This window comes from Natronosporangium hydrolyticum (assembly GCF_016925615.1).
Taxonomy (GTDB): Bacteria; Actinomycetota; Actinomycetes; order Mycobacteriales; family Micromonosporaceae; genus Natronosporangium; species Natronosporangium hydrolyticum.
The window spans coordinates 1,497,821-1,523,739 of the sequence record NZ_CP070499.1; the positions used below are offsets into that span (position 1 = coordinate 1,497,821).

12 protein-coding genes and 1 pseudogene are annotated in these 25,919 nt (G+C 66.0%); 6 read left to right on the top strand and 7 right to left on the bottom strand.

Annotated features, from left to right (window positions below; genetic code table 11):
- Positions 1-2: 2 nt before the first annotated feature.
- The 3 genes and pseudogenes from JQS43_RS26025 to JQS43_RS06840 all read left to right on the top strand — a co-directional run.
- A pseudogene (locus JQS43_RS26025) lies at positions 3-2,540 on the top strand (type I polyketide synthase); the annotation flags it as partial.
- A gap of 98 nt (positions 2,541-2,638) precedes the next feature.
- Positions 2,639-10,885: a type I polyketide synthase gene (locus tag JQS43_RS26030; RefSeq protein ID WP_420847682.1), complete on the top strand. Its 8,247-nt coding sequence runs from the start codon at positions 2,639-2,641 to the stop codon at positions 10,883-10,885.
- A gap of 541 nt (positions 10,886-11,426) precedes the next feature.
- Positions 11,427-14,279 carry a helix-turn-helix transcriptional regulator gene (locus JQS43_RS06840; protein WP_275581040.1) on the top strand — a complete coding sequence of 951 codons (2,853 nt, stop codon included), beginning with the start codon at positions 11,427-11,429 and terminating at the stop codon, positions 14,277-14,279.
- 66 nt (positions 14,280-14,345) lie between these two features.
- Here the strand turns inward: JQS43_RS06840 and rfbB are convergent, their stop codons facing one another.
- The 6 genes from rfbB to JQS43_RS06870 form a co-directional block, all read right to left on the bottom strand.
- Positions 14,346-15,332 carry a dTDP-glucose 4,6-dehydratase gene (gene rfbB / locus JQS43_RS06845; protein WP_239678215.1) on the bottom strand — a complete coding sequence of 329 codons (987 nt, stop codon included), beginning with the start codon at positions 15,330-15,332 and terminating at the stop codon, positions 14,346-14,348.
- Between the two features lies 1 nt (position 15,333).
- A complete protein-coding gene (rfbA, locus tag JQS43_RS06850) occupies positions 15,334-16,230 on the bottom strand; it encodes a glucose-1-phosphate thymidylyltransferase RfbA (protein WP_239678216.1) in 897 nt (298 codons plus the stop codon).
- 170 nt (positions 16,231-16,400) lie between these two features.
- A complete protein-coding gene (locus JQS43_RS06855) occupies positions 16,401-17,705 on the bottom strand; it encodes an activator-dependent family glycosyltransferase (protein WP_239678217.1) in 1,305 nt (434 codons plus the stop codon).
- Between the two features lie 13 nt (positions 17,706-17,718).
- On the bottom strand, positions 17,719-19,014 hold the full coding sequence (locus JQS43_RS06860) for an activator-dependent family glycosyltransferase (protein WP_239678218.1): 1,296 nt from the start codon (positions 19,012-19,014) through the stop codon (positions 17,719-17,721).
- Positions 19,002-20,336: an activator-dependent family glycosyltransferase gene (locus tag JQS43_RS06865; RefSeq protein ID WP_239678219.1), complete on the bottom strand. Its 1,335-nt coding sequence runs from the start codon at positions 20,334-20,336 to the stop codon at positions 19,002-19,004. Before JQS43_RS06865 ends, JQS43_RS06860 begins: the two co-directional genes overlap by 13 nt.
- Positions 20,337-20,420: 84 nt before the next feature.
- Positions 20,421-21,185, bottom strand: coding sequence for a TetR/AcrR family transcriptional regulator (locus JQS43_RS06870; protein WP_239678220.1), 765 nt, complete (start codon positions 21,183-21,185; stop codon positions 20,421-20,423).
- Between the two features lie 175 nt (positions 21,186-21,360).
- Between JQS43_RS06870 and JQS43_RS06875 the strand changes: the two genes are divergently transcribed.
- The 3 genes from JQS43_RS06875 (at position 21,361) to JQS43_RS06885 (ending at position 24,685) form a co-directional block, all read left to right on the top strand.
- Complete coding sequence (locus JQS43_RS06875; protein ID WP_239678221.1) at positions 21,361-22,326, top strand: ATP-binding cassette domain-containing protein; 966 nt, start codon at positions 21,361-21,363, stop codon at positions 22,324-22,326.
- Positions 22,323-23,156 carry an ABC transporter permease gene (locus tag JQS43_RS06880; RefSeq protein ID WP_239678222.1) on the top strand — a complete coding sequence of 278 codons (834 nt, stop codon included), beginning with the start codon at positions 22,323-22,325 and terminating at the stop codon, positions 23,154-23,156. The genes JQS43_RS06875 and JQS43_RS06880 overlap by 4 nt, the downstream gene beginning before the upstream one ends.
- Positions 23,157-23,308: 152 nt before the next feature.
- Positions 23,309-24,685, top strand: a complete 1,377-nt coding sequence (locus tag JQS43_RS06885) for a carotenoid oxygenase family protein (RefSeq protein WP_239678223.1) — start codon at positions 23,309-23,311, stop codon at positions 24,683-24,685.
- Positions 24,686-24,695: 10 nt separating this feature from the next.
- Here the strand turns inward: JQS43_RS06885 and JQS43_RS06890 are convergent, their stop codons facing one another.
- A complete protein-coding gene (locus JQS43_RS06890; RefSeq protein ID WP_239678224.1) occupies positions 24,696-25,892 on the bottom strand; it encodes a class I SAM-dependent methyltransferase in 1,197 nt (398 codons plus the stop codon).
- Positions 25,893-25,919 lie beyond the last annotated feature (27 nt).

Below are 25,919 nucleotides of genomic sequence, written 5' to 3' on the forward strand. Positions count from 1 at the left end.
CAATGAGCACCTCCGCGGACCAGGTTGTCGCAGCTCTCCGTGAATCACTGCTTGAAAACGAACGTTTGCGTCGGCAGAACGATCGCTTGACCGCAGCGTCTACCGAGCCGATCGCGATTGTGGGGATGGGGTGTCGGTTGCCGGGGGGTGTGGGGTCTCCGGAGGATTTGTGGGATTTGGTGTGGGCGGGTGTGGATGCGGTGGGTCCGTTTCCGCGGGATCGTGGGTGGGATGTGGAGGGGTTGTTTGATCCGGATGGGGAGCGGGCGGGGTCGAGTTATGTGGTGGAGGGTGGGTTTCTGTATGACGCGGCTGGTTTTGATGCGGAGTTTTTTGGGATTAGTCCGCGTGAGGCGTTGGCGATGGATCCGCAGCAGCGGTTGTTGTTGGAGGTGTCGTGGGAGGCGTTGGAGCGGGCGGGTATTGATCCTTCGGGGCTGCGGGGGAGCCGTACCGGTGTGTACGCCGGGGTGATGTACCACGACTATGCCGGAAGCAACAGCGACGGAAGTTTGGTCTCTGGTCGGGTGGCGTATCACCTTGGTCTGGAGGGGCCGGCGGTGACGGTGGATACGGCGTGTTCGTCGTCGTTGGTGGCGTTGCATCTGGCGGTGCAGGCGTTGCGTAGTGGCGAGTGCGGTATGGCGTTGGTGGGTGGGGTGACGGTGATGGCCACACCGGAGACCTTTGTGGAGTTTAGTCGGCAACAAGGGTTGGCGCGGGATGGTCGGTGTAAGTCGTTTTCGGCGGATGCGGATGGTACGGGGTGGGCGGAGGGCGCTGGTGTGCTGGTTTTGGAGCGGTTGTCGGATGCGCGGGCGGCGGGTCGTCGGGTGTTGGCGGTGGTGCGGGGTTCGGCGGTGAATCAGGATGGGGCGTCAAGTGGTTTCAGTGCGCCGAATGGTCCGGCGCAGGAGCGGGTGATTCGGGCGGCGTTGGGGTCGGCTGGTGTGGGGGTGGGGGATGTGGATGTGGTGGAGGGGCATGGGACGGGGACGTCGTTGGGGGATCCGATTGAGGTGGGGGCGTTGTTGGGGACGTATGGGCGGGGTCGGGGTGGGGTGGGTCCGTTGTGGTTGGGGTCGTTGAAGTCGAATATTGGTCATGCGCAGGCGGCGGCTGGGGTGGCTGGTGTGATCAAGATGGTGTTGGCGTTGCGGTTTGGGTGGTTGCCGCGGACGTTGCATGTGGATGTGCCGTCGGGTGAGGTGGATTGGTCGTCTGGTGGGGTGGAGTTGTTGCGGGAGGCGGTGGAGTGGCGTTCGGTGGGTGGTCGGGTGCGGCGGGCGGGGGTGTCGTCGTTTGGGATTAGTGGGACGAATGCGCATGTGATCGTTGAGGAGGCGCCGCCGGTGGAGGCGGGGGTGTCGGCGGGGTCGCCGGTGGAGGTGTCGGCGGGGGAGGCTGCTGCTGTTGGTGGTGGGTTGCCGGTGGTGTTGCCGGTGTCGGGTGTGGGTTGGGGTGGGTTGCGGGGGCAGTTGGGTGGGTTGGTGGGTTTGGTGGGTGGTGGGGGTGTGGGTTTGGGTGATGTGGGTTGGTCGTTGGGTGTGGGTCGGGCGGGGTTGGGGTGTCGGGCGGTGGTGGTGGCTGATGGTGGTGGTGTTGATGGTGGTGTTGGTGGGGTGGTGGGTTTGTTGTCGGGGGTTGCTGGTGGTGGTGGTGAGGTGGTGGGTGTGGGTGGTTCGGTGGTGTTGGGTGAGGTGGTGGGTGGTCGGACGGTGTTTATGTTTTCGGGTCAGGGGTCGCAGCGGGTGGGTATGGGTCGTGGGTTGTATGGGGCGTTTGGTGTGTTTCGTGAGGTGTTTGATGAGGTGTGTGGGGTGTTTGATGGGTTGTTGGGGTGTGGGTTGCGGGGTGTGGTGTTTGAGGGTGTGGGTGGTGATGTGGATCGGACGGTGTTTGCGCAGGCGGGGTTGTTTGCGGTGGAGGTGGCGTTGTTTCGGTTGTTGGAGTCGTGGGGTGTGGGTGTGGATGTGGTGGTGGGGCATTCGGTGGGTGAGGTGGCGGCGGCGTATGTGGTGGGGGTGTTGGGGTTGGAGGATGCGTGTCGGTTGGTGGCGGTGCGGGGTGGGTTGATGGATGGGTTGCCGTCGGGTGGGGTGATGGTGGCGGTGTCGGGTGTGGGGGAGGAGCGGGTGCGGGGTTTGTTAGTGGATGGTGTGGATGTGGCTGCGGTGAATGGTGGTGGTGAGTTGGTGTTGTCGGGTGTGGAGGAGTGTGTGGTGTCGGTGGTGGGGGTGTTGGAGGGGTTGGGTGCGCGGGTGTCGTGGTTGCGGGTGTCGCATGCGTTTCATTCGGGGTTGATGGAGCCGATGTTGGGTGAGTTTGGGGAGGCGATTGGTGGGTTGGGTTGGGGTGGGGTTTCGGGTGGGGTGGTGGCGGTGTCGTCGGTGTTGGGTGGGGTGGTGGGTGGGGAGTGGTCGGATCCGGGGTATTGGGTGTCGCAGGTGCGGTCTGAGGTGAGGTTTGGTGATGTGGTGGGTTGTTTGCGGGGGTTGGGTGTGTCGCGGTTTGTGGAGGTGGGGCCGGGTGGGGTGTTGGGTGGTTTGGCGCGGCGGGTGGTGGAGGGGTCTGAGGGTGGGGTTGGTGGGTTGGTGTTTGCGTCGTTGTTGGGTGTGGGGTTGGTGGGTTGGGTGAGGTGGAGGGGTTGTTGGTGGGTGTGTCGCGGGTGTGGGTGTCGGGTGGGGTGGTGGATTGGTCTCGGGTGTTGGTTGGTGGTCGGTGGGTGGATCTGCCGACGTATGCGTTCCAACACCAGCGGTACTGGAACGCCTCCTCAACCACGTCACATGCGGGCCTTGAGCGAGCAGGCCTGGCGCCGATCGACCATTCGGCGCTGGCTGCCGCGATCCCGGATCCCAACTCGGACGGTGCGGTGTTGACGGGGCGGTGGTCGTTGGCGACGCATCCGTGGCTTGCTGATCATGTGGTGCAGGGGCGGGTGATTGTGCCGGGGACGGCGTTTGTTGAGTTGGTTTTGCATGCGGGTGAGCGGGTTGGGGCTTCGGTGGTGCGGGAGTTGGCGTTGGAGGCGCCGTTGGTGTTGCCGGAGTCGGGTGGTGTGGCGGTGCAGGTGGTGGTGGGTGGTGTGGATGGTGTGGGTGGTCGGTCGGTGGCTGTGTATTCGTGTGTTCAGGATGGGGTTGTGGGGCGGGAGTGGGTTCGGCATGGGGTGGGTGTGTTGGGTTCGGGTGGTTTGGGTGGTGGGGTTGGTGTGTTGGGTGAGTGGCCGCCGGTGGGTGGGGTGCGGTTGGAGGTGGGTGATGCGTATGAGCGGTTGGGTGTTCGGGGTTATGGCTATGGTCCGGTGTTTCGGGGTTTGCGGGGGGCGTGGCGGCGTGGTGATGAGGTGTTTGCGGAGGTGGTGTTGCCGGAGGGGGTTGATGGTTCCGGGTTTGGTCTGCATCCGGCACTCTTCGACGCAATTTTCCATGCCGGTCTTGTTGAGGATCTCGACCAACAGACCGCTTTGATGCCGTTTGTGTGGAATGATGTGCGTCTGCACGCTCACGGTGCGCGGGCGGTTCGGGCGTGCGTTCGTCGTCTTCGGGGCGACGAGGAAACCTCGCTTGTCGCCTATGACCTGGCCGGTGACCCTGTCGTGTCTGTCCGCTCAGTGGTGAGCCGGCCAGTGGCTATTGACGACATTGGCACCAGGTCGGGGCATCTCTACCGGATGAATTGGCATCACGTGAGCGAACCAGCCCTTCCGGCGGACAGCGCAGGGTGGGTCGAGATTGCCAGCGGCGCAACCGACGGACCTCGCCGAAGCATTCTCGGCGAGGTTGGCACCTACCCCTCGGTCGGGGCGCTCATCCACTCCCTTGATGGTCGTGCAGCGCCTCCGGTCGGGGCAGTGCTCGATGTATCCGCTGTGGAAGAGGCCGCTCGCGGGGACGCCAGCGATGCTCCTGCAGGGCCGAACGTCGAGTTGCCGAGCCTGGTCCAGCGAATTGTGTCTGTAGTCGTAGCGGAACTGCAGGCATGGCTCCGTGATGCTCGACTGGAAAACACCAGACTAGTCATCGTAACCCGGTGCGCCACCCGCGCCATCGACGGCAGTGACATCTCTCCCGCGCAGAGCCCAGTGTGGGGACTGGTACGAGCCGCTCAGGCTGAGCATCCGGGCCGTTTCACGCTGCTGGACATCGACCAGAACGAGATGTCAATCCGGGGTGTCCTGGCCGCGATCGGTCACGGTGGGGAACCCGAGCTCGCCATCTGCGAGGGGGAGATCCTGGTGCCGAGGCTGGGCGAAGCCCAGCCCCGATCTGACGTCCGCGCGAGGTTGGGTGCTGAAGGTACGGTCTTGATCACTGGAGGCACCGGTGGCCTAGGCGGGGCGCTGGCTCGTCACCTGGTGTCGGAGCACTCGGTTCGACAACTGATGCTGCTCAGCCGGCGGGGTCCAGCGGCGCCCGGTGCCGCTGAACTCCGCGATGAACTTGCCGCGGCAGGCGCGTCGGTCGCGATCCTCGCCTGCGACGTGGCCGACCGTGAGGAGCTGGCGCGGGCGATCGAAGCTGTCCCCGCTGAGCATCCCGTTACCGCCGTGATCCACGTCGCCGGCGTGTCCGATGCGTCCCCCATCGACAGCGTCACGGACACCCAGATTCGAAATGTACTGCGGGCCAAGGTCGACGCCGCATGGCACCTTCACGAATTGACCGCGGAGATGAGCCTGAGCGCTTTCATCCTCTTCTCCTCCGCGGCCAGTAGCGTTCTGGCTGCCGGGCAGGCGAGTTACGCGGCCGCTAATGCGTTCCTGGATGGCCTAGCGGAGTTCCGCTCTCTCCACGGACTGCCGGGGCTGGCATTGGCCTGGGGGCCCTGGGCCGAAGCGGGCGGTATGGCGGGCGAGCTGGGCGAGTCCGGCCGGCAACGGCTTGCTCGGCTCGGGACTCCGCCGATGAGCACCGCAGTGGCGCTGGCGACGTTCGACGCGGTGCTGTCGATGCCCCAGGGGGTGATCGTCCCTGTGGAACTGAGCGGAGCAGCGCTCCGGAGTCGTTCTGCTGACCTGCCCGCCACGCTTCGCGGACTGGTGCCGTCGCAGCGGCGGAGCGCGGCGATCGCCACTCCGGAGCGACTGAGCGATCGCGATGTTTCCTCGCCGCAGCGTGTGGACCTGATGAAGCTTGTCACCGAGCAGGTCGCAGCCGTCTTGGGCCATGGTGACACCACTGCGATCCAACCGGACCGACCTTTTAAAGAGCTCGGCTTCGATTCGCTGGCAGCAATTGAACTGCGGAACCAGCTCGGCTCGACCACTGGATTGCGGCTGCCGGCGACGCTCATATTCGACTATCCAACCTGTCGTGAAGTCGCTTCCCATCTGGCGGCCGAACTGTACGGCCAGGTCGCACCAGACGTCGCCCCAGCGACGGATTCAGCGCAGCCCGACCACGACGATCCGGTGGCGATTGTGGGGATGGGGTGTCGGTTGCCGGGAGGTGTGACCTCGCCCGAAGATCTCTGGGAGTTGGTGTGGTCGGGTGCGGATGCGGTGGGTCCATTCCCTCGGGATCGAGGCTGGGACATTGAGAGGCTCTTCGACCCAGAGGCAGAGCGGTCGGGCACGAGCTATGTTGCCGAAGGCGGCTTCTTGTACGATGCCGCGAACTTCGACGCGGAGTTCTTTGGGATCAGCCCGCGTGAGGCCTTGTCGATGGACCCGCAGCAACGGCTTGTGTTGCAAACCGCGTGGGAGACAATCGAGCGAGCTGGCATAGATCCTTCGGGGCTGCGGGGTAGTGCTACCGGTGTGTACGCCGGGGTGATGTACCACGACTATGGCCCGAACGGCAGCGGGGGAAGTCTGGTCTCTGGTCGGGTGGCGTATCACCTTGGTCTGGAGGGGCCGGCGGTGACGGTGGATACGGCGTGTTCGTCGTCGTTGGTGGCGTTGCATCAGGCGGTGCAGGCGTTGCGTAGTGGCGAGTGCAGTATGGCGTTGGCGGGTGGGGTAACAGTAATGGCCACACCAGCGATGTTTGTGGAGTTCTCCGAACAGCGGGCGCTGTCCCCGGATGGTCGTTGCCGTGCCTTCGGGGAGGGCGCCAACGGGACTGGGTGGTCTGAAGGGGTTGGACTGCTGTTGTTGGAGCGGTTGTCGGATGCGCGGGCGGCGGGTCGTCGGGTGTTGGCGGTGGTGCGGGGTTCGGCGGTGAATCAGGATGGGGCGTCGAATGGGTTGACGGCGCCGAATGGTCCGGCGCAGGAGCGGGTGATTCGGGCGGCGTTGGGGTCGGCTGGTGTGGGGGTGGGGGATGTGGATGTGGTGGAGGGGCATGGGACGGGGACGTCGTTGGGGGATCCGATTGAGGTGGGGGCGTTGTTGGGGACGTATGGGCGGGGTCGGGGTGGGGTGGGTCCGTTGTGGTTGGGGTCGTTGAAGTCGAATATTGGTCATGCGCAGGCGGCGGCTGGGGTGGCTGGTGTGATCAAGATGGTGTTGGCGTTGCGGTTTGGGTGGTTGCCGCGGACGTTGCATGTGGATGTGCCGTCGGGTGAGGTGGATTGGTCGTCTGGTGGGGTGGAGTTGTTGCGGGAGGCGGTGGAGTGGCGTTCGGTGGGTGGTCGGGTGCGGCGGGCGGGGGTGTCGTCGTTTGGGATTAGTGGGACGAATGCGCATGTGATCGTTGAGGAGGCGCCGCCGGTGGAGGCGGGGGTGTCGGCGGGGTCGCCGGTGGAGGTGTCGGCGGGGGAGGCTGCTGCTGTTGGTGGTGGGTTGCCGGTGGTGTTGCCGGTGTCGGGTGTGGGTTGGGGTGGGTTGCGGGGGCAGTTGGGTGGGTTGGTGGGTTTGGTGGGTGGTGGGGGTGTGGGTTTGGGTGATGTGGGTTGGTCGTTGGGTGTGGGTCGGGCGGGGTTGGGGTGTCGGGCGGTGGTGGTGGCTGATGGTGGTGGTGTTGATGGTGGTGTTGGTGGGGTGGTGGGTTTGTTGTCGGGGGTTGCTGGTGGTGGTGGTGAGGTGGTGGGTGTGGGTGGTTCGGTGGTGTTGGGTGAGGTGGTGGGTGGTCGGACGGTGTTTATGTTTTCGGGTCAGGGGTCGCAGCGGGTGGGTATGGGTCGTGGGTTGTATGGGGCGTTTGGTGTGTTTCGTGAGGTGTTTGATGAGGTGTGTGGGGTGTTTGATGGGTTGTTGGGGTGTGGGTTGCGGGGTGTGGTGTTTGAGGGTGTGGGTGGTGATGTGGATCGGACGGTGTTTGCGCAGGCGGGGTTGTTTGCGGTGGAGGTGGCGTTGTTTCGGTTGTTGGAGTCGTGGGGTGTGGGTGTGGATGTGGTGGTGGGGCATTCGGTGGGTGAGGTGGCGGCGGCGTATGTGGTGGGGGTGTTGGGGTTGGAGGATGCGTGTCGGTTGGTGGCGGTGCGGGGTGGGTTGATGGATGGGTTGCCGTCGGGTGGGGTGATGGTGGCGGTGTCGGGTGTGGGGGAGGAGCGGGTGCGGGGTTTGTTAGTGGATGGTGTGGATGTGGCTGCGGTGAATGGTGGTGGTGAGTTGGTGTTGTCGGGTGTGGAGGAGTGTGTGGTGTCGGTGGTGGGGGTGTTGGAGGGGTTGGGTGCGCGGGTGTCGTGGTTGCGGGTGTCGCATGCGTTTCATTCGGGGTTGATGGAGCCGATGTTGGGTGAGTTTGGGGAGGCGATTGGTGGGTTGGGTTGGGGTGGGGTTTCGGGTGGGGTGGTGGCGGTGTCGTCGGTGTTGGGTGGGGTGGTGGGTGGGGAGTGGTCGGATCCGGGGTATTGGGTGTCGCAGGTGCGGTCTGAGGTGAGGTTTGGTGATGTGGTGGGTTGTTTGCGGGGGTTGGGTGTGTCGCGGTTTGTGGAGGTGGGGCCGGGTGGGGTGTTGGGTGGTTTGGCGCGGCGGGTGGTGGAGGGGTCTGAGGGTGGGGTTGGTGGGTTGGTGTTTGCGTCGTTGTTGGGTGGGGTTGGTGGGTTGGGTGAGGTGGAGGGGTTGTTGGTGGGTGTGTCGCGGGTGTGGGTGTCGGGTGGGGTGGTGGATTGGTCTCGGGTGTTGGTTGGTGGTCGGTGGGTGGATCTGCCGACGTATGCGTTCCAACACCAGCGGTACTGGCTGGACCCAATGCCCAGTGGTAGCGATGTCACCGTGGTTGGCCAGCAGGCGGTCGGGCACCCGCTATTGGCGGCGGCCGTGCCCAGCGCTGTCGACGATGGTCTGGTGTTGACAGGTCGGTGGTCGATGACGACGCACCCGTGGCTTGCTGATCACCAGGTCCACGGAACCGTCGTCGTTCCCGGGACCGTCTTCGTCGAGTTGGGCCTGGCCGCTGGTGCCTGGGTTGGCTGCTCCGCCATACGTGAGTTGGTGCTTGAGTCCCCATTGCTGCTGCCGGAGTCGGGCGGAGTCGCGGTCCAGGTAGTGGTAGCCGACCCGGGCGGGGAGGGTGAACGCGGGTTTGTCGTGTGCTCCCGGCCCGAAGGATCTTCTGAATGGGTTCAACATGCCAGGGGCAGCCTGGCCCCGAATGGGGTGGCTGCGCTCGCCGCAACAACGGCGTCGGAGCGCTCGGAGGCGGCCGAGCCGACCATCGGTACGGCGGCTGATATGTACGCCGGCTTGGCGAAGGAAGGGCTGGCGTACGGCGTCGAGTTCCGTCGGGTCCGTTCTGCCAGTGCGACCGCCGCCTGGACCTTCGTCGAGCTGGACGGTGATGGTGGCGGTTCAGGGCAATGGTGCGGTCCGCACCCTGCGGTGCTGGACGCCGCCATGCATCCGCTGGTGTCCCGTGGTGGCGGCGGCGCCGTCGAGCTCCCGTTTGTTTGGAACGATGTCGAGGTTCATGGGGCTTCGCACGGTGTCGTCTCCGCCGCCGTGACCAGACACGCTGACGACTCGATCGGGATCGAGCTTCGGGACTCGGAAGGGCAGTTGTTGGCGAGCGTGGGTTCGGTCGTTGCTCGCCCGGTGGACCGGGAGATGTTTCGGTCGCAGCGGCCGGAGTCGATGTACCGGGTTGCGCTGGTGCCTCGCCGACCCGCCTCGTCGTCACCGCAACCTGGGAATCTGGTGTTCTTGGGTGAGCGTGACCTCTGGAGCGGCATGGGGTCGAAGGCGCGTATGGCCGCGGTCTACCCGGACCTGGACTCGCTCGGTCTTGCCCTGGCCGGGGGCGCGGCCCCCGAACTCGTCTGGTGGCAGTGTGACGCGACCGGTACGGACGGTTTCGAGCAGCAGCTTCGGGACAGTCTGTCCAAGGTCTTGGAGATGATCCAAGCCTGGCTCGCCGGCGGCCGCTTCGTGGGCATGAGATTGATGGTGATGACTCGCGGTGGCAACGGGGAGCGGACCGAGATCATCAACAGCGCCGTGTGGGGGTTGGTCCGGGCTGCGGAGGCGGAGAATCCTGGTCGGTTCGGGTTGGTGGATGTGGATGGTGTGGGGGATGTTGCGGGTGTGGTTGGGGGGTTGGTGGGTGAGGGTGAGCCTGAGGTGGTGGTACGGGGTGGTGGGGTGTTTGTGCCGCGGTTGGTGCGGGTGTCGGAGGTGGCGGGGTCGGTGGGCAGTGGTGGGTCGGTTGGTGGTTTTGGTGGTGGTGCGGTGTTGGTGACTGGTGGTACGGGTGGTTTGGGGGCGTTGGTGGCGCGGCATTTGGTGGTGGGGTGTGGGGTGCGGGATGTGGTGTTGGTGAGTCGTCGTGGGTGGGGTGCGGTGGGGGTTGAGGGTTTGGTGGGGGAGTTGGAGTCGGTTGGTGCGCGGGTGCGGGTGTTTGGGTGTGATGTGGGTGATCGGGAGGCGTTGGTGGGGTTGTTGGGTGAGGTTGGTGGTGGGTTGTCGGGGGTGGTGCATGCGGCTGGAGTGGTGGATGACGGGGTGGTGAGTGGGTTGTCGATGGAGCGGTTGGGGCGGGTTTTGTCGGCGAAGGTGGATGGTGCGTGGGGGTTGCACGAGTTGTTGGGGGAGGTGCCGCTGATCTTCTTCTCCTCGATCGCGGGGATAGCGGGAGCCGCTGGTCAGGGAGGTTATGCGGCGGCGAACGCGGCCCTGGACGGGTTGGCGGAGTATCGCCGGGCACAGGGGCTGCCGGCTGTCTCGCTGGCGTGGGGGCTGTGGGAGAACCCCGAGACGGTGGGTAGCCAGATGGCGGGGCGGCTGGGCGAAGCCGATCTCGCACGGCTTGCCCGCGGGGGTATCGCCCCGTTACGGGTCGAGGACGGGCTGAGGATGTTCGACTCGGCCCTCACCAGCGACTATGCCGCGCTGGTGCCGGCCCGGATCGATGTGGCGGCGGTGCGGACTTCCGGCCAGCCGGTGCCTGCGGTCTTTCGGGACTTGGTCGGTTTAGGGGATCGCGGCCCGAGGGCTGCCGAGGAGTTGGGTGACGCCGCTCCCGGGGACGGGAAAGAAGGGTGGCAACTGCTCGCCGATCTCTCCGCGGCGGAGCGTCAGGAGCGGCTCCGGGCGCTGATCCAGGCGGAGGCTGCGCAGGTACTGGGCCATCGCGATCCGAGCGCGGTCGATCTAGGACGCGGCTTCTTGGACCTTGGGTTCGACTCGCTGACCGCGTTGGAACTTCGGAACCGGCTGGCGTCGGTCACTGGTGAGCCCATGCCGGCGACGTTGATCTTCGACCACCCGTCGGTAGAGACACTGGCGACCTGGCTCGAGTCACGGCTGTTCGCAGATCCTGCCGACAATGCCGGCGATGCTGACGGGGCCGCGGAGCCGCTTGCTCGGCTAGAGAGGCTGCTGGCGGATTCGGGGTCATCGCCCGAGCAGCGGTCGGCGCTCGTGGCCCGGCTGCGCGCGCTCGTGACGCGCTGGGACTCGACCTCGGAGCGCGAACCGCAGTCGGCGGGGCTCGCAGACGCGAGCGCGGTCGAACTCTTCGACATCCTCGACGAGGAGCTTGGTCCTGGCGCTCCGTGATCTTCGGTTTTTTGTCTGATTATTATGACATGTCCATTGTCATCGTACTCTGAACGTTTGCTGAGGTGAATGTATGGCGGCGCGGTGATTGCATTCGTGTTTGCCCGGTTTGCTGGCGTGTAAAGGAATGTTTGCTCTGGCCGATCGCGCCCCCGTCACCAATCTGGGTGGCGACATGTCGGCATGGCCATCAATCAATAGTAGCTATTGCTGCGGTGTCGCGTGCCGGCAGGCATTATGAATCGAAGGCAGTCGGTATTGCCTGTTCCTGATCCACAATCGCCGTGAGCACTGTGGACGCCCGAGCCTGGGGTGGCGCGCTCCACCGGCGGTTGACGCGGCGACCGCGGAGTCTTGTTGTTTCGTCAGCAGTTGACGGTGGCCCGGTGTCGATCCTCGTCGCTGGTTATCTGGACGGTATCGGCCGGCGATAGGGCTGTCGGACATCCAACGCGAGAGTTGCTCTCGTCGCTGATCTACTCTAAAATCGACCGCGAGTGATCTTGAAGCAACTGGTTGACCAAGGATTGAGTTTGCCAATATGCTGATAGAAAGAGATGTCGAGCTCGGGTGCTTGGGTGACTCCCTGAAGGAGTGCGAGACCGGCCGGGGCCAGACAGTGGTCATCGGTGGTGGGCTCGCCAGCGGCAAGACGGAGTTGCTGCAGGCGTTCACCGAGCAGGTCATCCAATCCGGGTCGACCCTGTTGAGCGCGACCGGCGCTCACGCTGAACGGGCACTCCGCATGGGTGTCATCGGTCAGTTGCTTTTTGACGTGGCCCTTCAGCCCGACCTCGCCGACCGGTTGGCCAAGTTTGCCAGTTCCGAGTCGGAGCCTACCGGCCCCGGCGGTGCCGAGGAGGTGGGCGAGGCCCACCCCGATCGTACGGTGCTGCGCTATGCGGACGTACGGATGGTGCAGAGTCTGACCTCGGCGCTGCTCGGCTTGGCCAACGACAACCCGCTGGTGATCCTCGTTGATGACATCCAGTTCGTAGACGCCGATTCGCTGCAGGTCCTGCTGAGTCTCCGACGGCGGATGCGGTCCGCGCGGGTGCTGCTGGTAATGACTGAGTGGCAACGGCCGAGTCTGGCCCGGCCGTTGCTACGGGCCGAGGTGACCAGGCAACCCCAGCGGCGGATCACCCTCGGGCCGTTGTCGCGCGCGGGCGTGTCCGACCTGTTCGACCAGGAGGGCGGCCTGGATTCGGCGACCGGTTTCGTCGGGCGTTGCTTCGATGTCAGCGGTGGAAACCCACTGCTGCTGAGCGCGTTGGTCGAGGACCAGCGGTCCGCCGGCCAACCCACCGATGGGCGGGAGCTGACCCGTGCCGCGGCATCCCTTGATGCCGCAGCCACCGGTCCGGTGCTCGGCCAGTCATACCGGGCTGCAGTGCTCGATTGCTTCCACCGGTGGGAGCCACGGTTTCTGCGGATCGCCCACGGGCTGGCGGTGCTGGGCCGGGCCGCCGATGCGGAGTTGGTCAGTAAGCTCCTTGTGATCCGGGTCCACCTGGTCGCAGAGGCACTCGACGTGTTCACCGCCGCCGGGCTTCTGGTCGACGGCAACTTCCGCTGTGACCCGGTGCGGACGATCGTGCTGGATAGCCTGTCGGCGGTGGAGGCGGCATGGCTCCATCTACGCGCGGCGGAACTGCTGTACGAGACCGGAGCCGATACGGTCGAGGTGGCGCGCCACCTCGTCGTCGCTGATGCCGTACCTGGGCCGTGGGCAGTCCGGGTGCTGCGGCAGGCGGCGGACCACAGCAGCGGCGACGACGCGGAGCTCGCTGCCCAGAGCCTAGAGCTGGCGATGCAGGCGTGCGAGCACGAACGTGACAAGCTCGCCTTCCGGGTGGCGCTGGTGCGGCTAGCCTGGCGGGCCAACCCGACTGCGGTCGCCCGCCATGTGAAACCGTTGCACGACGCGCTCTGTGCGGGCGACCTCGCCTATCGGGATGCGGTCCCGATCATTCGGCATCTGTTGTGGCAGGGGGAACTGGCCGCCGCGACCGAGCAACTCACGCTCGCCCACACCTCGGCGGGGCCGACGGATGTCTGGACGCTCGCCGAGCTGAAGATCTCTGTCGGCTGGCTGTTCGGGCCAGCGGGGGAGCGCTGTTGCGGCGAGTTGCAGACGACACTGCACGCGCCGGAACGGGGCGGGCTGGCGAGTAACCCGTGGCTGCGTGCAGCCTCGTCCTTGAGCACCATGTGGAGCCGCGGTCCGACCGACGAAGTAGTCAGCTCGGCCGAGCATATCCTGCAGGGATGCCTCGGTGAGGTGGCGCCGGAGGTCGGTGCCGTTGCGCTGTTGGCGCTGGTCTACGGTGACCGGCTGCGGCGGGCAACTTACTGGTGCGACATGTTGCAGGATGAGGCGGTGCGGCGCAGGGCCACTACCTGGCAGGCTCTGGTTGGCGCGGTTCGAGCGGAGATCGCCTGGCGGCAGGGCGATCTCGCGCGTGCGAGCGCCGATGGGCAGTCGGCCTTGGCGCTGCTGCACAACCAGAGCTGGGGAATCCTCGTGGCGTTGCCGTTGTCGGTCACGGTCCTCGCGAACACAGCGATGGGCCGGCACTCCCGAGCAGCCGAGCTGTTGGAGCGACCGGTGCCGGAGCGGCTCTACGAGAGTCCGCTCGGCGCTAGGTACCTGCATGCTAGCGGTCACCACCAGCTCGCCACCGGACGTACTCTCGCCGCGCTCGACGACTTCGAACGGGCGGCGGCGTTGAGCCGGAAGTGGGGCGTCGACCTGCCGGTAGCACTGCCGTGGCGCAGCGACCTGGCGCTCGCGCAGCTCCGCCTCGGCCGGCGAAAGAGCGCCCGGGACCTGGTGACCGAGCAGTTGGAGCGGCCCGCATCGATGCTTGGAGTTCGCGCCCGAGGGGTTGCCCTGCGGTTACAGGCCGCCAGTGTGGAGTTGAAGGACCGGGTGCCGCTGTTGCGCGATGCCGTCTCGACGCTCGAGCGCAGCGGGGACCGACTGGAGCTCGCGCGAGCGCTCACCGAGCTCGGGCAGGCCCATCGGGAACTTGGCGAGCTCGGTCGCGCCCGTCTGGTGCTCCGACGGGCAGGCCAGGAGGCGAAGGAGTGCGGCGCGCAGCTCCACACCGGCCAGCCGCCGGGGCGGGCGGACCAGGAAGCCCGAAAACCAGCGAAGTCGTCGCCGCCGCCTGCCACCGCCGGCGACAACCTAAGTGAGGCCGAGTTGAAGGTGGCGATGCTGGCGGCGGTGGGACACACCAATCGCGAGATCGGCCGCAAGCTCTACATCACTGTCAGCACGGTCGAGCAGCATCTCACCCGGGTGTACCGGAAACTCCAAGTGAGTCGGCGAACCGATCTGCCATCAGAGCTCTCTCGGCACGGCGTCTCGGCCCACGCGATGTAGCGATCAGCCATTGGTGTTGAGCCCCGGCGCGATCGGAGACGACAGTCCACAGCGGACCTGAGTAGATCAGGTCTCGGTGGGCGAAGCTTTCAACGGCTCCCACCAGGCCCGATTCTGCTTGTACCAGTCCACCGTCTGCTCGATGCCGCTGGTCACATCGATGGCTGGGGCGTAACCGAGTTCCCGGCTGGCCTTGCCGATGTCGAGTGAGTAGCGCAGGTCGTGCCCTTTGCGGTCGGCGACCGGACGAACCATCGAGGAGTCAAAGCCCATGATGCGAAGGAGCAGCTCGGTGAGCTCTCGGTTAGTCAGCTCTGTTCCGCCTCCGAGGTTGTAGACCTCGCCAGCCCTCCCCTTAGCCGCTACCAGGGCGATGCCGCGGCAGTGGTCGTCAACGTGAAGCCAGTCCCGCACGTTCTGCCCGTCTCCGTAGAGCGGCACTGGGATCCCGTTCAGCAGATTGGTCACGAAGAGCGGGATCACCTTCTCCGGGAACTGGTATGGTCCGTAGTTGTTTGAGGCCCGGGTTACGCAGGCATCCAGGCCGTGGGTCCGATGGTAGGCGCGGACTAGGAGGTCCGATCCGGCCTTTGAAGCCGAGTAGGGGGAGTTCGGCTCGAGCGGGAACTGTTCGTCCCAGGAGCCACTCTCGATCGACCCGTACACCTCATCGGTAGAGACATGGACGAACCTGGTGACCTGGTGCGTGAGCGCCGATTGGAGCAGAACCTGGGTGCCGACGACATTGGTCTGGACGAAGCCAGCAGGATCGAGGATGGAGCGGTCGACGTGTGACTCGGCTGCGAAGTGGACCACCAGGTCGACACCGGCCATCAGTGAGTCGACCAGAGCAGCGTCGCAGATGTCGCCTTGCACCAAGCGCACGCCGGAGAGGTCGAGGACGGTTCGCAGGTTGGCGAGATTACCTGCATAGGTGAGCTTGTCCAGGACTGTCACATCCTCGCCGGATAGCTCTGGGTAGGCGCCCCCGACGAGTTGTCGTACGAAGTGGCTGCCGATGAACCCGGCACCACCGGTGATCAGAATCCGCATGTCACGTCCCTGGGTGGATCGGTGACGGGTCGACTTCGCTCGCCACATCCATGATGTACTGACCGTACGGTGAGTGGGCTTGGGCCCGGCCGAGCGAGTAGCAGGTGTCCGCGTCGATGAAGCCCATCCTTAATGCCACTTCCTCGAGGCAGGCGATTCGTACCCCCTGACGCTGTTCGAGTGTCTGGAGATACTGGGAAGCCTGCAGAAGCGCATCCGGGGTTCCCGTGTCCAGCCAGGCGAAGCCCCGACCCAGCTCAACCAGGCGCGCCGTCCCCCGCTCCACGTACACCCGGTTGACGTCGGTTATCTCAAGCTCGCCGCGTGCCGATGGCCGGATGTTCTTCGCGATGTCGACCACGTCGTTACGGTAAAAGTAGAGCCCGGTGATCGCCCGATTCGATCTGGGCTGCGTCGGTTTCTCCTCGATCGAGGTCAGCCGTCCCGATCCGTCGGTCTCACCGACGCCATAGCGCCACGGATCGTGTACCGGGTAACCGAACAGGACACATCCCTCAATGTCGGTCGTGTTGGCCTGGAGCAGGTCTGAGAAGCCGTAACCGTGGAAGATGTTGTCGCCGAGGATCAGGGCGACCGGGTCGTTGGCGATGTGCCCGGCGCCGATCAGGAAGGCTTCGGCTAGGCCGTGTGGCTCAGGCTGGACGTTGTAGTCCAGGTTGAGGCCGAGCGTAGCGCCGTCGCCGAGCAGGGAACGGAACTGGTGCAGGTCCCGTGGTGTAGTGATGATCAGGATGTCTCGGATGTTGGCGAGCATCAACACCGACAACGGATAGTAGATCATCGGTTTGTCGTACACGGGAAGCAGCTGTTTGGACACTGTGACGGTCGCAGGATGCAGGCGTGATCCTGACCCGCCAGCGAGGATGATGCCCTTCACGCGGACTCCCGCCTACTCGATTGGATAGCGGAGCGTGTAACCAGAAGCTATCTCCGCTGAGCCTAAAGCCGAGACCTTCACACCACCACCAGGTGATCGCCGGGTAGGGGCGGCCAGCGGCTGAATAGGGGTCTCGACCGTAGTGGCCACTGTGCCGTGACCAACCCGACTCAGCCAGAAGGACGGCGCCGTCGGTGTTGGTGGGTGAGTTTTTCGAGGGTGGTGGTGAGGTCGTTGGGGCTGGGGGTGTGGCGGATCTCGGTTTGGATGGTTTGGGCGTTGTGGCGGTAGCTGGGGTCGTGGAGGAGGTGGTTGAGGGCGGTGGTGAGGGTTTCGGTGGTGAGTTGGGTGGGGTGGAGGTATTGGCCGGCTTTGCGGTGGTGGAGGTGTTGGCCTAGGTCGGCTTCGTCCCACCAGGGGGCGGGGATGGTGAGGCTGGGTATGCCGTGGACGAGGACGTTGCCGAGGGTGCCGAAGCCGCCGTGGTGGATGACTGCCGCGCAGGTGGGGGCGAGTTCGTTGAGGGGTATGAAGTCGACGATGCGGATGTTGGGGGGCAGGTTGTCGGTGGTGGTGAGTTGGTCGGCGTTGAGGGTGGCGATGAGCTCGATGTCGAGTTCGCCGAGCGCGGCCAGCAGGTCGTCGGCCGAGATCAGGTCTCCGCCCAGCAGGTCGCGCCCGGACATGCCGAGTGACAGGCACACCCGAGGTCGGCGCGGTGGTTCGTAGACCCAGGCCGGGGGGCTGCCCGGCCCGTTGAACGGAACGTAGCGAACTCGGAGGCAGGGCACCTCCAGCGGCAGCTGCATCCACTCCGGGGTGGGGTCGATCGTCCACTGCCCCGTCATCAGCTCGTCGGCGTCGTCAGGGTGGAAGGGTTCCCCGGCGAGGTCTAGCCTCCCCTGTAGCCAGTCGTTGACCGGATCGTCCCGCAACTCCGGTGGCTGTTCACTGAGATGGCGCCGGTACAGGTAGTACATGCGGGAGATGTGGTCAAGGCCGAAGAGCATGCGGGCATGGGCGGCGCCGCAGGCCCGGGCGGCGATCGCGCCGGCGAAGGTGAGCGCGTCCCAGATCACCAGCTCCGGCTGCCACCACTGAGCGAACTCGACCAGCTCTTCGAGCATCACCTGGTCGGTGAGGTACTCGTAGTCGGTGGAGCAGGCCATCGTGAACGAGCCGAGCAGGTACGGCCAGGTGAGTCGCTCGGGTCGGGTCTCGAGCATGCCGGAGGTGAGGTCTTCCCAGGCGGCAGAGGCATTCGCGGGGTCGACGGCTTGCTCCTGCAGCGAGGACATCATGTTCAGCTCGTTGCCGACCGGGACCGCGGTCAGCCCGGTACGGGTGATCGCTTCGGTCAGATCCGGGTGGCTCGCGACGCGTACCTCGTGGCCGGCAGCCTGCAACGCCCAGGCGAGCGGAACCAGGTTGTACAGGTGCGGCTTGGTGGCGAAGACGGTAGCCAAGATCCGCATGGCGGTCGCTCCTTCAGGGCAGCCTGCGTGGCGCCGGGTTTCGGTGTTGGTGGGTGAGTTTTTCGAGGGTGGTGGTGAGGTCGTTGGGGCTGGGGGTGTGGCGGATCTCGGTTTGGATGGTTTGGGCGTTGTGGCGGTAGCTGGGGTCGTGGAGGAGGTGGTTGAGGGCGGTGGTGAGGGTTTCGGTGGTGAGTTGGGTGGGGTGGAGGTATTGGCCGGCTTTGCGGTGGTGGAGGTGTTGGCCTAGGTCGGCTTCGTCCCACCAGGGGGCGGGGATGGTGAGGCTGGGTATGCCGTGGACGAGGACGTTGCCGAGGGTGCCGAAGCCGCCGTGGTGGATGACTGCCGCGCAGGTGGGGGCGAGTTCGTTGAGGGGTATGAAGTCGACGATGCGGATGTTGGGGGGCAGGTTGTCGGTGGTGGTGAGTTGGTCGGCGTTGAGGGTGGCGATGAGCTCGATGTCGAGTTCGCCGAGCGCGGCCAGCAGGTCGTCGGCCGAGACGACATCTCCGCCGAAGAGGTCGCGCCCGGACATGCCGAGTGACAGGCACACCCGGGCCCGGCGCGGTGGCTCGTAGACCCAGTCGGGGATTGGCCGGGCCCCGTTGAACGGAACGATCCGTACCGGCAACCGGGGGAGTCCGAGTGGCAGCTGCATCCACTCCGGGGTGGGGTCGATCGTCCACTGCCCCGACATCAGCTCGACGGTGTCCGAGCCGGAGAGGTCAGTGGCGCAACCGTACCGGTCGAGCCGGGCGGCAAGCCAGTCGTGGACCGGGTCGTCGCGCTGTTCGGCCGGCATCGACGCGAGTAGCGTACGGTAACGCTGATGCATCCGGGATATGTAGTCGATGCCGAAGAGCAGGCGGGCGTGGGCGGCGCCGCAGGCCCGGGCGGCGATGGCACCGGCGAAGGTGAGCGCGTCCCAGATCACTAGGTCGGGGCGCCACTCGCGGGCAACGTCGACGAGGTCGTCGAGCATCTGCCCGCCGGCGAAGTACTCGTACTCGACCGCGCAGGCCACGGTGAAGGCGCCCAGTACCTCCTGCCATTCGAGTTGTTCCGGATGAGGCGAGGTCATGATGCCCTCGTGGGCCCGGAAGGTCTGGCTTCGGGGCCCTTGCGCTGTCCCCATCCGGAGTTCGTCGCCGACCGGCACCGCGGTGAGACCGGCGTCGGTGATCGCCGCTGCGAGGTCGGGTTGACTGGCGACTCGTACCTGGTGGCCGGCGGCTTGGAGGGCCCATGCCAGGGGAACCACGTTGTAGAGATGGGTCTTGACCGCCAACACCGAAATCAGGACGCGCACGGGGCCACCTCCGGGCGGGGTTGCCGGCGGTGGCTCGCGACCAGCGCGACCAGCTGAGGTACGAGGTCGTGCGGGCTCGGGGCGGTCGAGAGCTCGGCCTGGATCGCCGCTGCGGCGGCACGGTGGGACGGATCGGCGAGCAGCCGGGCGATCCGGTCGCGGAGGCCGTCGCGGGTGAGGACCGTGTCGTCGGCCAGGAAGCCGGCGCCGCGCTGTTCCAGTAGCTCGGCCAGGCTAGCCGCGTCCCACCATGGCGCGGGGATGATGATACTCGGGACCGCGTGCGCCACGGCGTTTCCGGTGGTGCCGAAACCACCATGGTGGATGATCAGTGCGCAGCTCGGGAGTAGTTCGTTGAGCGGCACAAATTCCACTACCCGGACGTTGTCCGGAGCGGTGCCCGCGGCGCCGAGCTGGGCCTCGGTGAGGGTCGCGACCACTTCGACGTCGAACTCGGCGAGGATTGCTACGACGTCGGCGACGGTCACGATGTCATCCGGCCCGCTGACCACACCGGCACCGAAGAGCTCCCGTCCCGAGACCCCGAGTGACAGGCACACCCGGGGGCGGCCCGGTGCCTGATGGACCCAACCGGGCACGCTAGTGGGCCCGTTGAAGGGTATGTAGCGCACCGGCAGCGAGGAGAGGTCGAGGGGTAGCTGCATCCAGGGCGGGGTCGGATCGATGGTGACCTGGCCGGTCATGAGTTCGTGGTCCAGCGCGGGCGAGTAGCGGTGGTCGTACCGGTCGAGCCGGCCGGCGAGCCAGTCGCTGACCGGGTCGTCGCGGTGCTCGGGAGGTTGCGCGGCGAGGTGTTGCCGGTAGACGGCGAACATCCGAGCCACGTGGTCCTGGCCGAACAGCACACGGGCGTGGGCAGCGCCGCTGGCGTGGGCGGCGATCGCGCCGGCGAAGGTGAGCGCGTCCCAGATCACCAGGTCGGGGCGCCACTCGCGGGCGAACTCCACTAGGTCGTCGAGCAGCCGCTGGCCGGCGAGGTATTCGTACTCCATGGCGCAGCCGATGGTGAAGACCCCGAGGACGTACGGCCAGGTGAGCCGCTGGGGGTCGAGTTCGTTGAGGCCGGTGAGCCGTTGCCATGGGCTGGCCCCGGAATCGTCGGGACCGCCCTGGAAGGCCCGGACTAGCTGGAGTTCGTCGCCGACCGGGACAGCCGTGAGCCCGGTAGCGGTGATGATCTCGGTCAAGTCGGGTTGGCTGGCGACGACCACGTCGTGGCCGGCGGCGCGAAGCGCCCAAGCGAGCGGGACCAGATTGTAGAAATGTGGTTTGGCGGCGAAAACTGTGAATAGTACCCGCATCACCGCTCCCACCAGCGCAACCCGATTCCGATAGCGCACCAAATTGCGAAGAAACGTATCCGGCGGGGCCGGGCCGGACAACCCCTATGCGCCCCTACCGGTGCGCCGGTCGACGTATGCTTCTAGGCCGTCGAGGAGTCGGCGGATCCCGAACTGCAGGTTGGGGGCGACGGTGTTGCCGGCGCCGCCGTCGGCTGGCCGAAAGGCGCCGGCGGCCACCAGCCGGGAGAGCGTCGGGTAGTGCGTGGAGCGGGTGAGTCTCGCCAGCACGGCGCCGTAGTCGTGGTCGGGTTCCCCCTCCGCCCAGGCTTGGGCCAGGTCCATCGAGGTGCGTGCCAACCCCTGGGTGGCGCTGTTGAGGAACAACGTGAGCGAGACCATCTCGTCTTCGTTCAGGCCGGTGGTGGCGAGGACCTGCAGGCAGGATTCGAACCAGGCGAGCTGGTTCGGGCCGATCGGAGGGCTGCTGATCGGAGCCCGGAGCATCCAGGGATGGCGCTGGAACCTCTCCCACAGTGCGGTCACCCAGGCTTCGATCCGGGTCCGCCAGTCGCCCTCGACCGATGCCAGCTCCGGCGCCGGCCCGGACGCGGCGTCCAGCATGATGTCGATCAGGTGGTCCTTGCTGGGGACGTAGCGGTAGAGCGACATCGCGGTGAAGCCGAGCTGGCCGGCCATCCGCTGCATGGAGAGCGCCTCCAACCCTTCCGCGTCGGCGATCTCGATCGCGGCGGCCACGATGCGTTCGATGCTGAGCGAGGGTTTCGGTCCGCGGCGGGGGCGCTCCGGCGGCTGCCAGAGCAGGTCGACGCTGCGTGAGAGTGCGCTCCCCGGCTTTTCGTCGGTCACCTCGTCCCTCTCCGTTGACGCCAGGCCCAGAACTGTGTATATCATATAGTTACAGTTTATGCCCTATACAGCTAGGGGTTTCGGTCGGCCGGGAGCCCGCCGGCCCTGTCGGGCGCGGCCCGTCCCCGGCGGTGGGTGACCCGCATGCGCGGCGAAGGAGCAGAGGAAGGTTGACGTGACGACCGAGAACGCGATCGAGATTACGGGACTTCGCAAGTCCTTTGGCAGCAACGAGGTCCTGAAAGGGGTCGACTTGACGGTGCGGCGGGGCAGCATGCTTGCGCTGCTCGGCCCCAACGGCGCCGGCAAGAGCACCCTGGTCAAGATCCTTAGTACGCTCAGCCTGCCCGACGGCGGAGACATCCGGGTAAACGGGTACGACGTGGTCAAAGAGCGCAGTAAGGTGCGAGCTGAGATCGGGCTGACCAACCAGTTCGTGGCGCTTGACTGGATGCACACCGGTCGCGAGAACCTAGTCATGCTCGGGCGGCTCTACCACCTCAGCAAGGCCGACGCCAAGCGCCGCGCCGCCGAGCTTCTCGAACAGTTCGATCTTAATGAGCTCGCGGACAAACGGGTGAAGATCTACTCAGGCGGCAACAAGCGTCGCCTCGACCTGGCGGCCTGCCTGATCGTGCGGCCGTCCATCATCTTCCTCGACGAGCCCACCACCGGACTCGACCCGCGCAGCCGGGCGGTGATGTGGAAGGCAATCCAGCAGCTGTTGGCCGACGGCACCACGATCCTGCTGACCACCCAGTATCTGGAGGAGGCCGACGCGTTGGCGGACAAGATCGCGGTGATCGACGGCGGTACCGTGATCGCCGAGGGGTCGGCCGAAACGCTGAAGCAGCGGGTCGGCAAGGACCGCCTGGAGCTGGTCTTCGCGGACATCAACAATTACAGCAAGGCGCTCGGAGTGGTCGAGGGGGAGAGTCTGCTCAGTGACGACGAAGCGCTCCGGATCGGCCTGGTCTCGAAGGGTCCACGGCACGTCAAGCAGATGCTTGACCTGATCGACCAGCACGGCATCGAAGTAGAGAGCTTCGCGTTGACCACCCCGACGTTGGACGACGTCTTCTTCGCCCTGACCAACCGGACCGCCCACGCCACCCCGGAAGAAGTAGGAGTAGCCCAGTGAGTACGTCGACGGTAGGCACCACGGCGCCCAGCCCCACGCCAGCGCGGCCGGTCGTTCCGACCCGCTCCAAGGCGTACTGGGCCTTCAACGACTCGGTGGTGATGATCCAGCGGCACATTCACCATCTCACCCGAAACCCGGATCAGATCTTCACCGCGATCATGCTGCCTACGGTGATGCTGCTGCTGTTCCGGTACATGTTCGGCGGCGCCATCTCTGTCTCGGACACCTCCTACGTCAATTTCCTGGCTCCCGGGATCCTTGTCGTCAGCATCACGCTGATCTCTACCTCGACCACTCTGGCCGTCCAGTCCGACATGCAAGAGGGAGTAGTCGACCGCTTCCGTGCCATGCCCATGTTCGATGCCGCGGTGTTGACAGGGCATATCGTCGCTGCGGTGATCCGCGGTGGGGTCGCCTTCGTGGTGATGATCGGACTCGGACTGTTGGTCGGTTTCCGCCCCGCCGGGGGGGTCCTCGAATGGATCGGGGCGATCGCAATGCTGTTGCTGTTCGCGTTCGCCCTGTCGTGGGTGTCGGCGCTGTTCGGACTCATCGCGAAGAGTACCGAGGGGGCCAGCGGGCTCGCGCTCATCCTCATGTTCAGTCCGTACGCCAGCAGCGCCTTCGTTCCGGTCGAGACCGTCCCCAGCGGGCTGCGGGCGTTCGTCGAATACCAGCCGGTCACCCCGGTGGTCGACACCGTCCGGGCGCTGCTGCTAGGCGAACCGGTGGGCAGCAGTGCCTGGCAGGCGATCATCTGGTGGGTGGCGGTGCTCGCGATCGCCGCGCCCCTCGCCACCCGGCTTTACCGGCGCCGCTTCGCCTGAGGCTAACCGTCGCGGCCGGAATTCCGCTCCCACAGCGACCCGAGGAGGGTGACGACGTGCCGGACCCGTTCCACACCGTGAACGAGTGGCTCCGATCGCGACGGACTCGGCGGCCAGGCGAGGACCCCTCGCCCGGCCGCCGAGCGGCCACCATGGCCAGATTCCTGCAAGGCCCGTTCGCGCCGGTCACCGAGGAGCTGACCGCTTTCCACCTGCCCGTCACCGGGCAGCTCCCCACCGAGCTAAACGGGCGGTACGTGCGGATCGGCCCGAACGCGCTCGGGGTCGACGATCCGGCCGCCCACCATTGGATGTTGGGCGAGGGGATGGTCCACGGGGTGCGGCTACGTGACGGAAAAGCCGAGTGGTACCGAAACCGGTGGGTCCGCTCGCCAATGGTCCGCGAGAAGCTAGGCGAGACCCCGCCCGGGCAGACGCAACCGTTCGGCTCCGACTTCGCCTGCAACACCCACATCATCCGGCACGGTGGGCGGTTGCTGGCGGTCCAGGAAGACTGGCCGCTGCCGTACGAGCTGACCGAGGACCTCGACACTGTTGGTCCCCTCAAGTATGGCGGGGTACCACCGGGGTTCAACGTTTCCGCCCACACCAAGCTCGATCCGATCACCGGCGACCTGCACGTCGTGGCCTACCTGACCGGGGTGGAGCAGGTGCAGTACATAGTGGTCGACCCAGCCGGGTCGGTGAAGCATACGGTCGGTGTGCCGCTCGACGGCAATCCGATGATGCATGACTTCGCGTTGTCCCAGCACCACGTCATCCTTTACGACACACCGGTAGTCTTCAGCGCGCAGGCTGCCGCCGCCGGGTCGAAGGTCCCGTTCATCTGGGACCCGGACCGGCCAGCCCGGGTAGGGGTGTTGCCCCGCGACGGCGACCACCCCCGATGGTTTCCGATCGAGCCTTGCTTCGCCTCGCACACCCTCAATGCCCACGACGCCGGCGACACCATCGTGGTCGACGTGGTTACCCTGCCGGCCGGGTTCCTGGTCCCCGAACTCACCGCAGAACGCTGGGGTGCTCTCGACCGCTGGACGATCGACCTCACCAGTGGCCGCGTGGCCCAAACCCGCCTCGATGACCGGCCGCAGGAGTTCCCGCGACTGAACGAAACGTTCGTCTCCCGGCCCCACCGGTTCGGCTACACCGCGGAGACTGCCGCGCTCTACGAGGCGTATGTCCTGCCCGGCGAGCCGTTACCAGACGCTGCGTTCACCAACGCACTGATCAAGCACGATCTCGTCCAGGACCGGGTGGAGACCCACCACTTCGGTCGTAACGCCGCGGTCGGCGAGGCAGTGTTCGCCGCCGCTGGCGGCCCCGCCGAGGACGACGGGTACGTGATGGCGTATGTGCACAACCCTGACCGCGGCGCGGCGGACCTGGTGATCCTCGCCGCCCAGGACTTCGGCGGCGGCCCCGTGGCGAGGGTTCACCTGCCAGGCAGGGTGCCGCTCGGGTTGCACGGAAGCTGGCTACCTGACGGCGGTACTGCCGGTTGCGGATGACCACTGGCGGTCACAACACATGGACTTCCGGGACGTAGAGAATCCACTGGCCGCCGGCGTCCCGGAAGGCCCGCTCTTTGGCCATGATCTCCTCGGCGTGGTTCCATGCGAAGAGGAGCGCATAGTCGGGGTACGGGTCGGCGAAGTCGGCCGGCGGTCGGACGGGGATGTGTGATCCTGGGGTCACGAGGCCCTGCTTCGACGGTGTGCTGTCGCACACGAATGGGACGAGATCAGGACCTATGCCGAAGTAGTTAGTCACGGTGGCGCTCTTGGCGGTGGCGCCATAACCGACCACCCGTTTACCCTCGGCCCGTAGCCGGGTCAGCAGTTCCAGCAGATCGTCCCGGATCCGATCGACCGCGGTGGCGAACGCCTGCAACTTCTCTGGCTCGACCAACCGCTGTTCACGCTCCCGCGCGAGCAGGTCGGCTACCGCCTGCGTAGGCCGCCGGCGGTCTCGCCGTGCGATCGTGTATCGGATCTGCCCGCCATGTACCGGCAGGTGCTCCACATCGACGAGTGCGAAGCCGAAGCGCTCGGCCATGCCACTGACCGCGCTGGCGCTGAAAAAGTAGAAGTGCTCGTCGTAGATCTGGTCGAATGCGGTGCGCTCCAGGATCTCGCCTAGGTAGGGGTCCTCGAAAACCAGCACGCCGTCCGGTGCGAGCAGCACCTTCAGGCCTTCGAAGATCTCGGCGATCTCGGCCACCTCGCAGATCGTGTTGGCCGCGTAGACGACGTCCGCTGGCCCCTCACTAGCGAGAATCTCGGCGGCGGAACCCGCGTTGAAGAAGGCGCTGTGTACCCGGACCGCGCCGCGGCCGGTGGGCTCGACACCCAGGTGCCGCACCCCGGCGTCCCGGACGGTCTTGAGTACGACACCGTCGTTGTAGCCGATCTCTACGATGAACGGGTCCGGCCCGGAGAGTTCGGTCTCCAGCAGGCGGTGCGCCAGTTGTTGGAAGTGTTTGTGCATCACCCGCGAGCCGGAGGAGTGGTACGGATAGCCTTCGTGGCTAGCCTGTCCCCTTGGCGCCGGTGTCAGCAGCTGCACCATGGTGCAGGACTGACACACTCCGATCGACAGCGGGAAGAAGTACTCGTCGTCGACGCCTGCTGGGTCAACGAAGGCCGACGAGAGCGGTTGCAATCCGAAGTCGAAGAACTCCCGAACCGCCCCGCTGCACACCCTACAGATAGACATGGCTCCTGGTCGCTCCCATACTCGCGG

What these genes read in the sequence shown, in the direction of transcription:
- JQS43_RS06840 (WP_275581040.1), top strand. Translation starts at nt 11,427, where the DNA reads ATGCTGATAGAAAGAGATGTCGAGCTCGGGTGCTTGGGTGACTCCCTG.
- rfbB (WP_239678215.1), bottom strand. Translation starts at nt 15,332, where the DNA reads ATGCGGATTCTGATCACCGGTGGTGCCGGGTTCATCGGCAGCCACTTC.
- JQS43_RS06855 (WP_239678217.1), bottom strand. Translation starts at nt 17,705, where the DNA reads ATGCGGATCTTGGCTACCGTCTTCGCCACCAAGCCGCACCTGTACAAC.
- JQS43_RS06865 (WP_239678219.1), bottom strand. Translation starts at nt 20,336, where the DNA reads ATGCGGGTACTATTCACAGTTTTCGCCGCCAAACCACATTTCTACAAT.
- JQS43_RS06885 (WP_239678223.1), top strand. Translation starts at nt 23,309, where the DNA reads ATGGCCAGATTCCTGCAAGGCCCGTTCGCGCCGGTCACCGAGGAGCTG.
- JQS43_RS06890 (WP_239678224.1), bottom strand. Translation starts at nt 25,892, where the DNA reads ATGTCTATCTGTAGGGTGTGCAGCGGGGCGGTTCGGGAGTTCTTCGAC.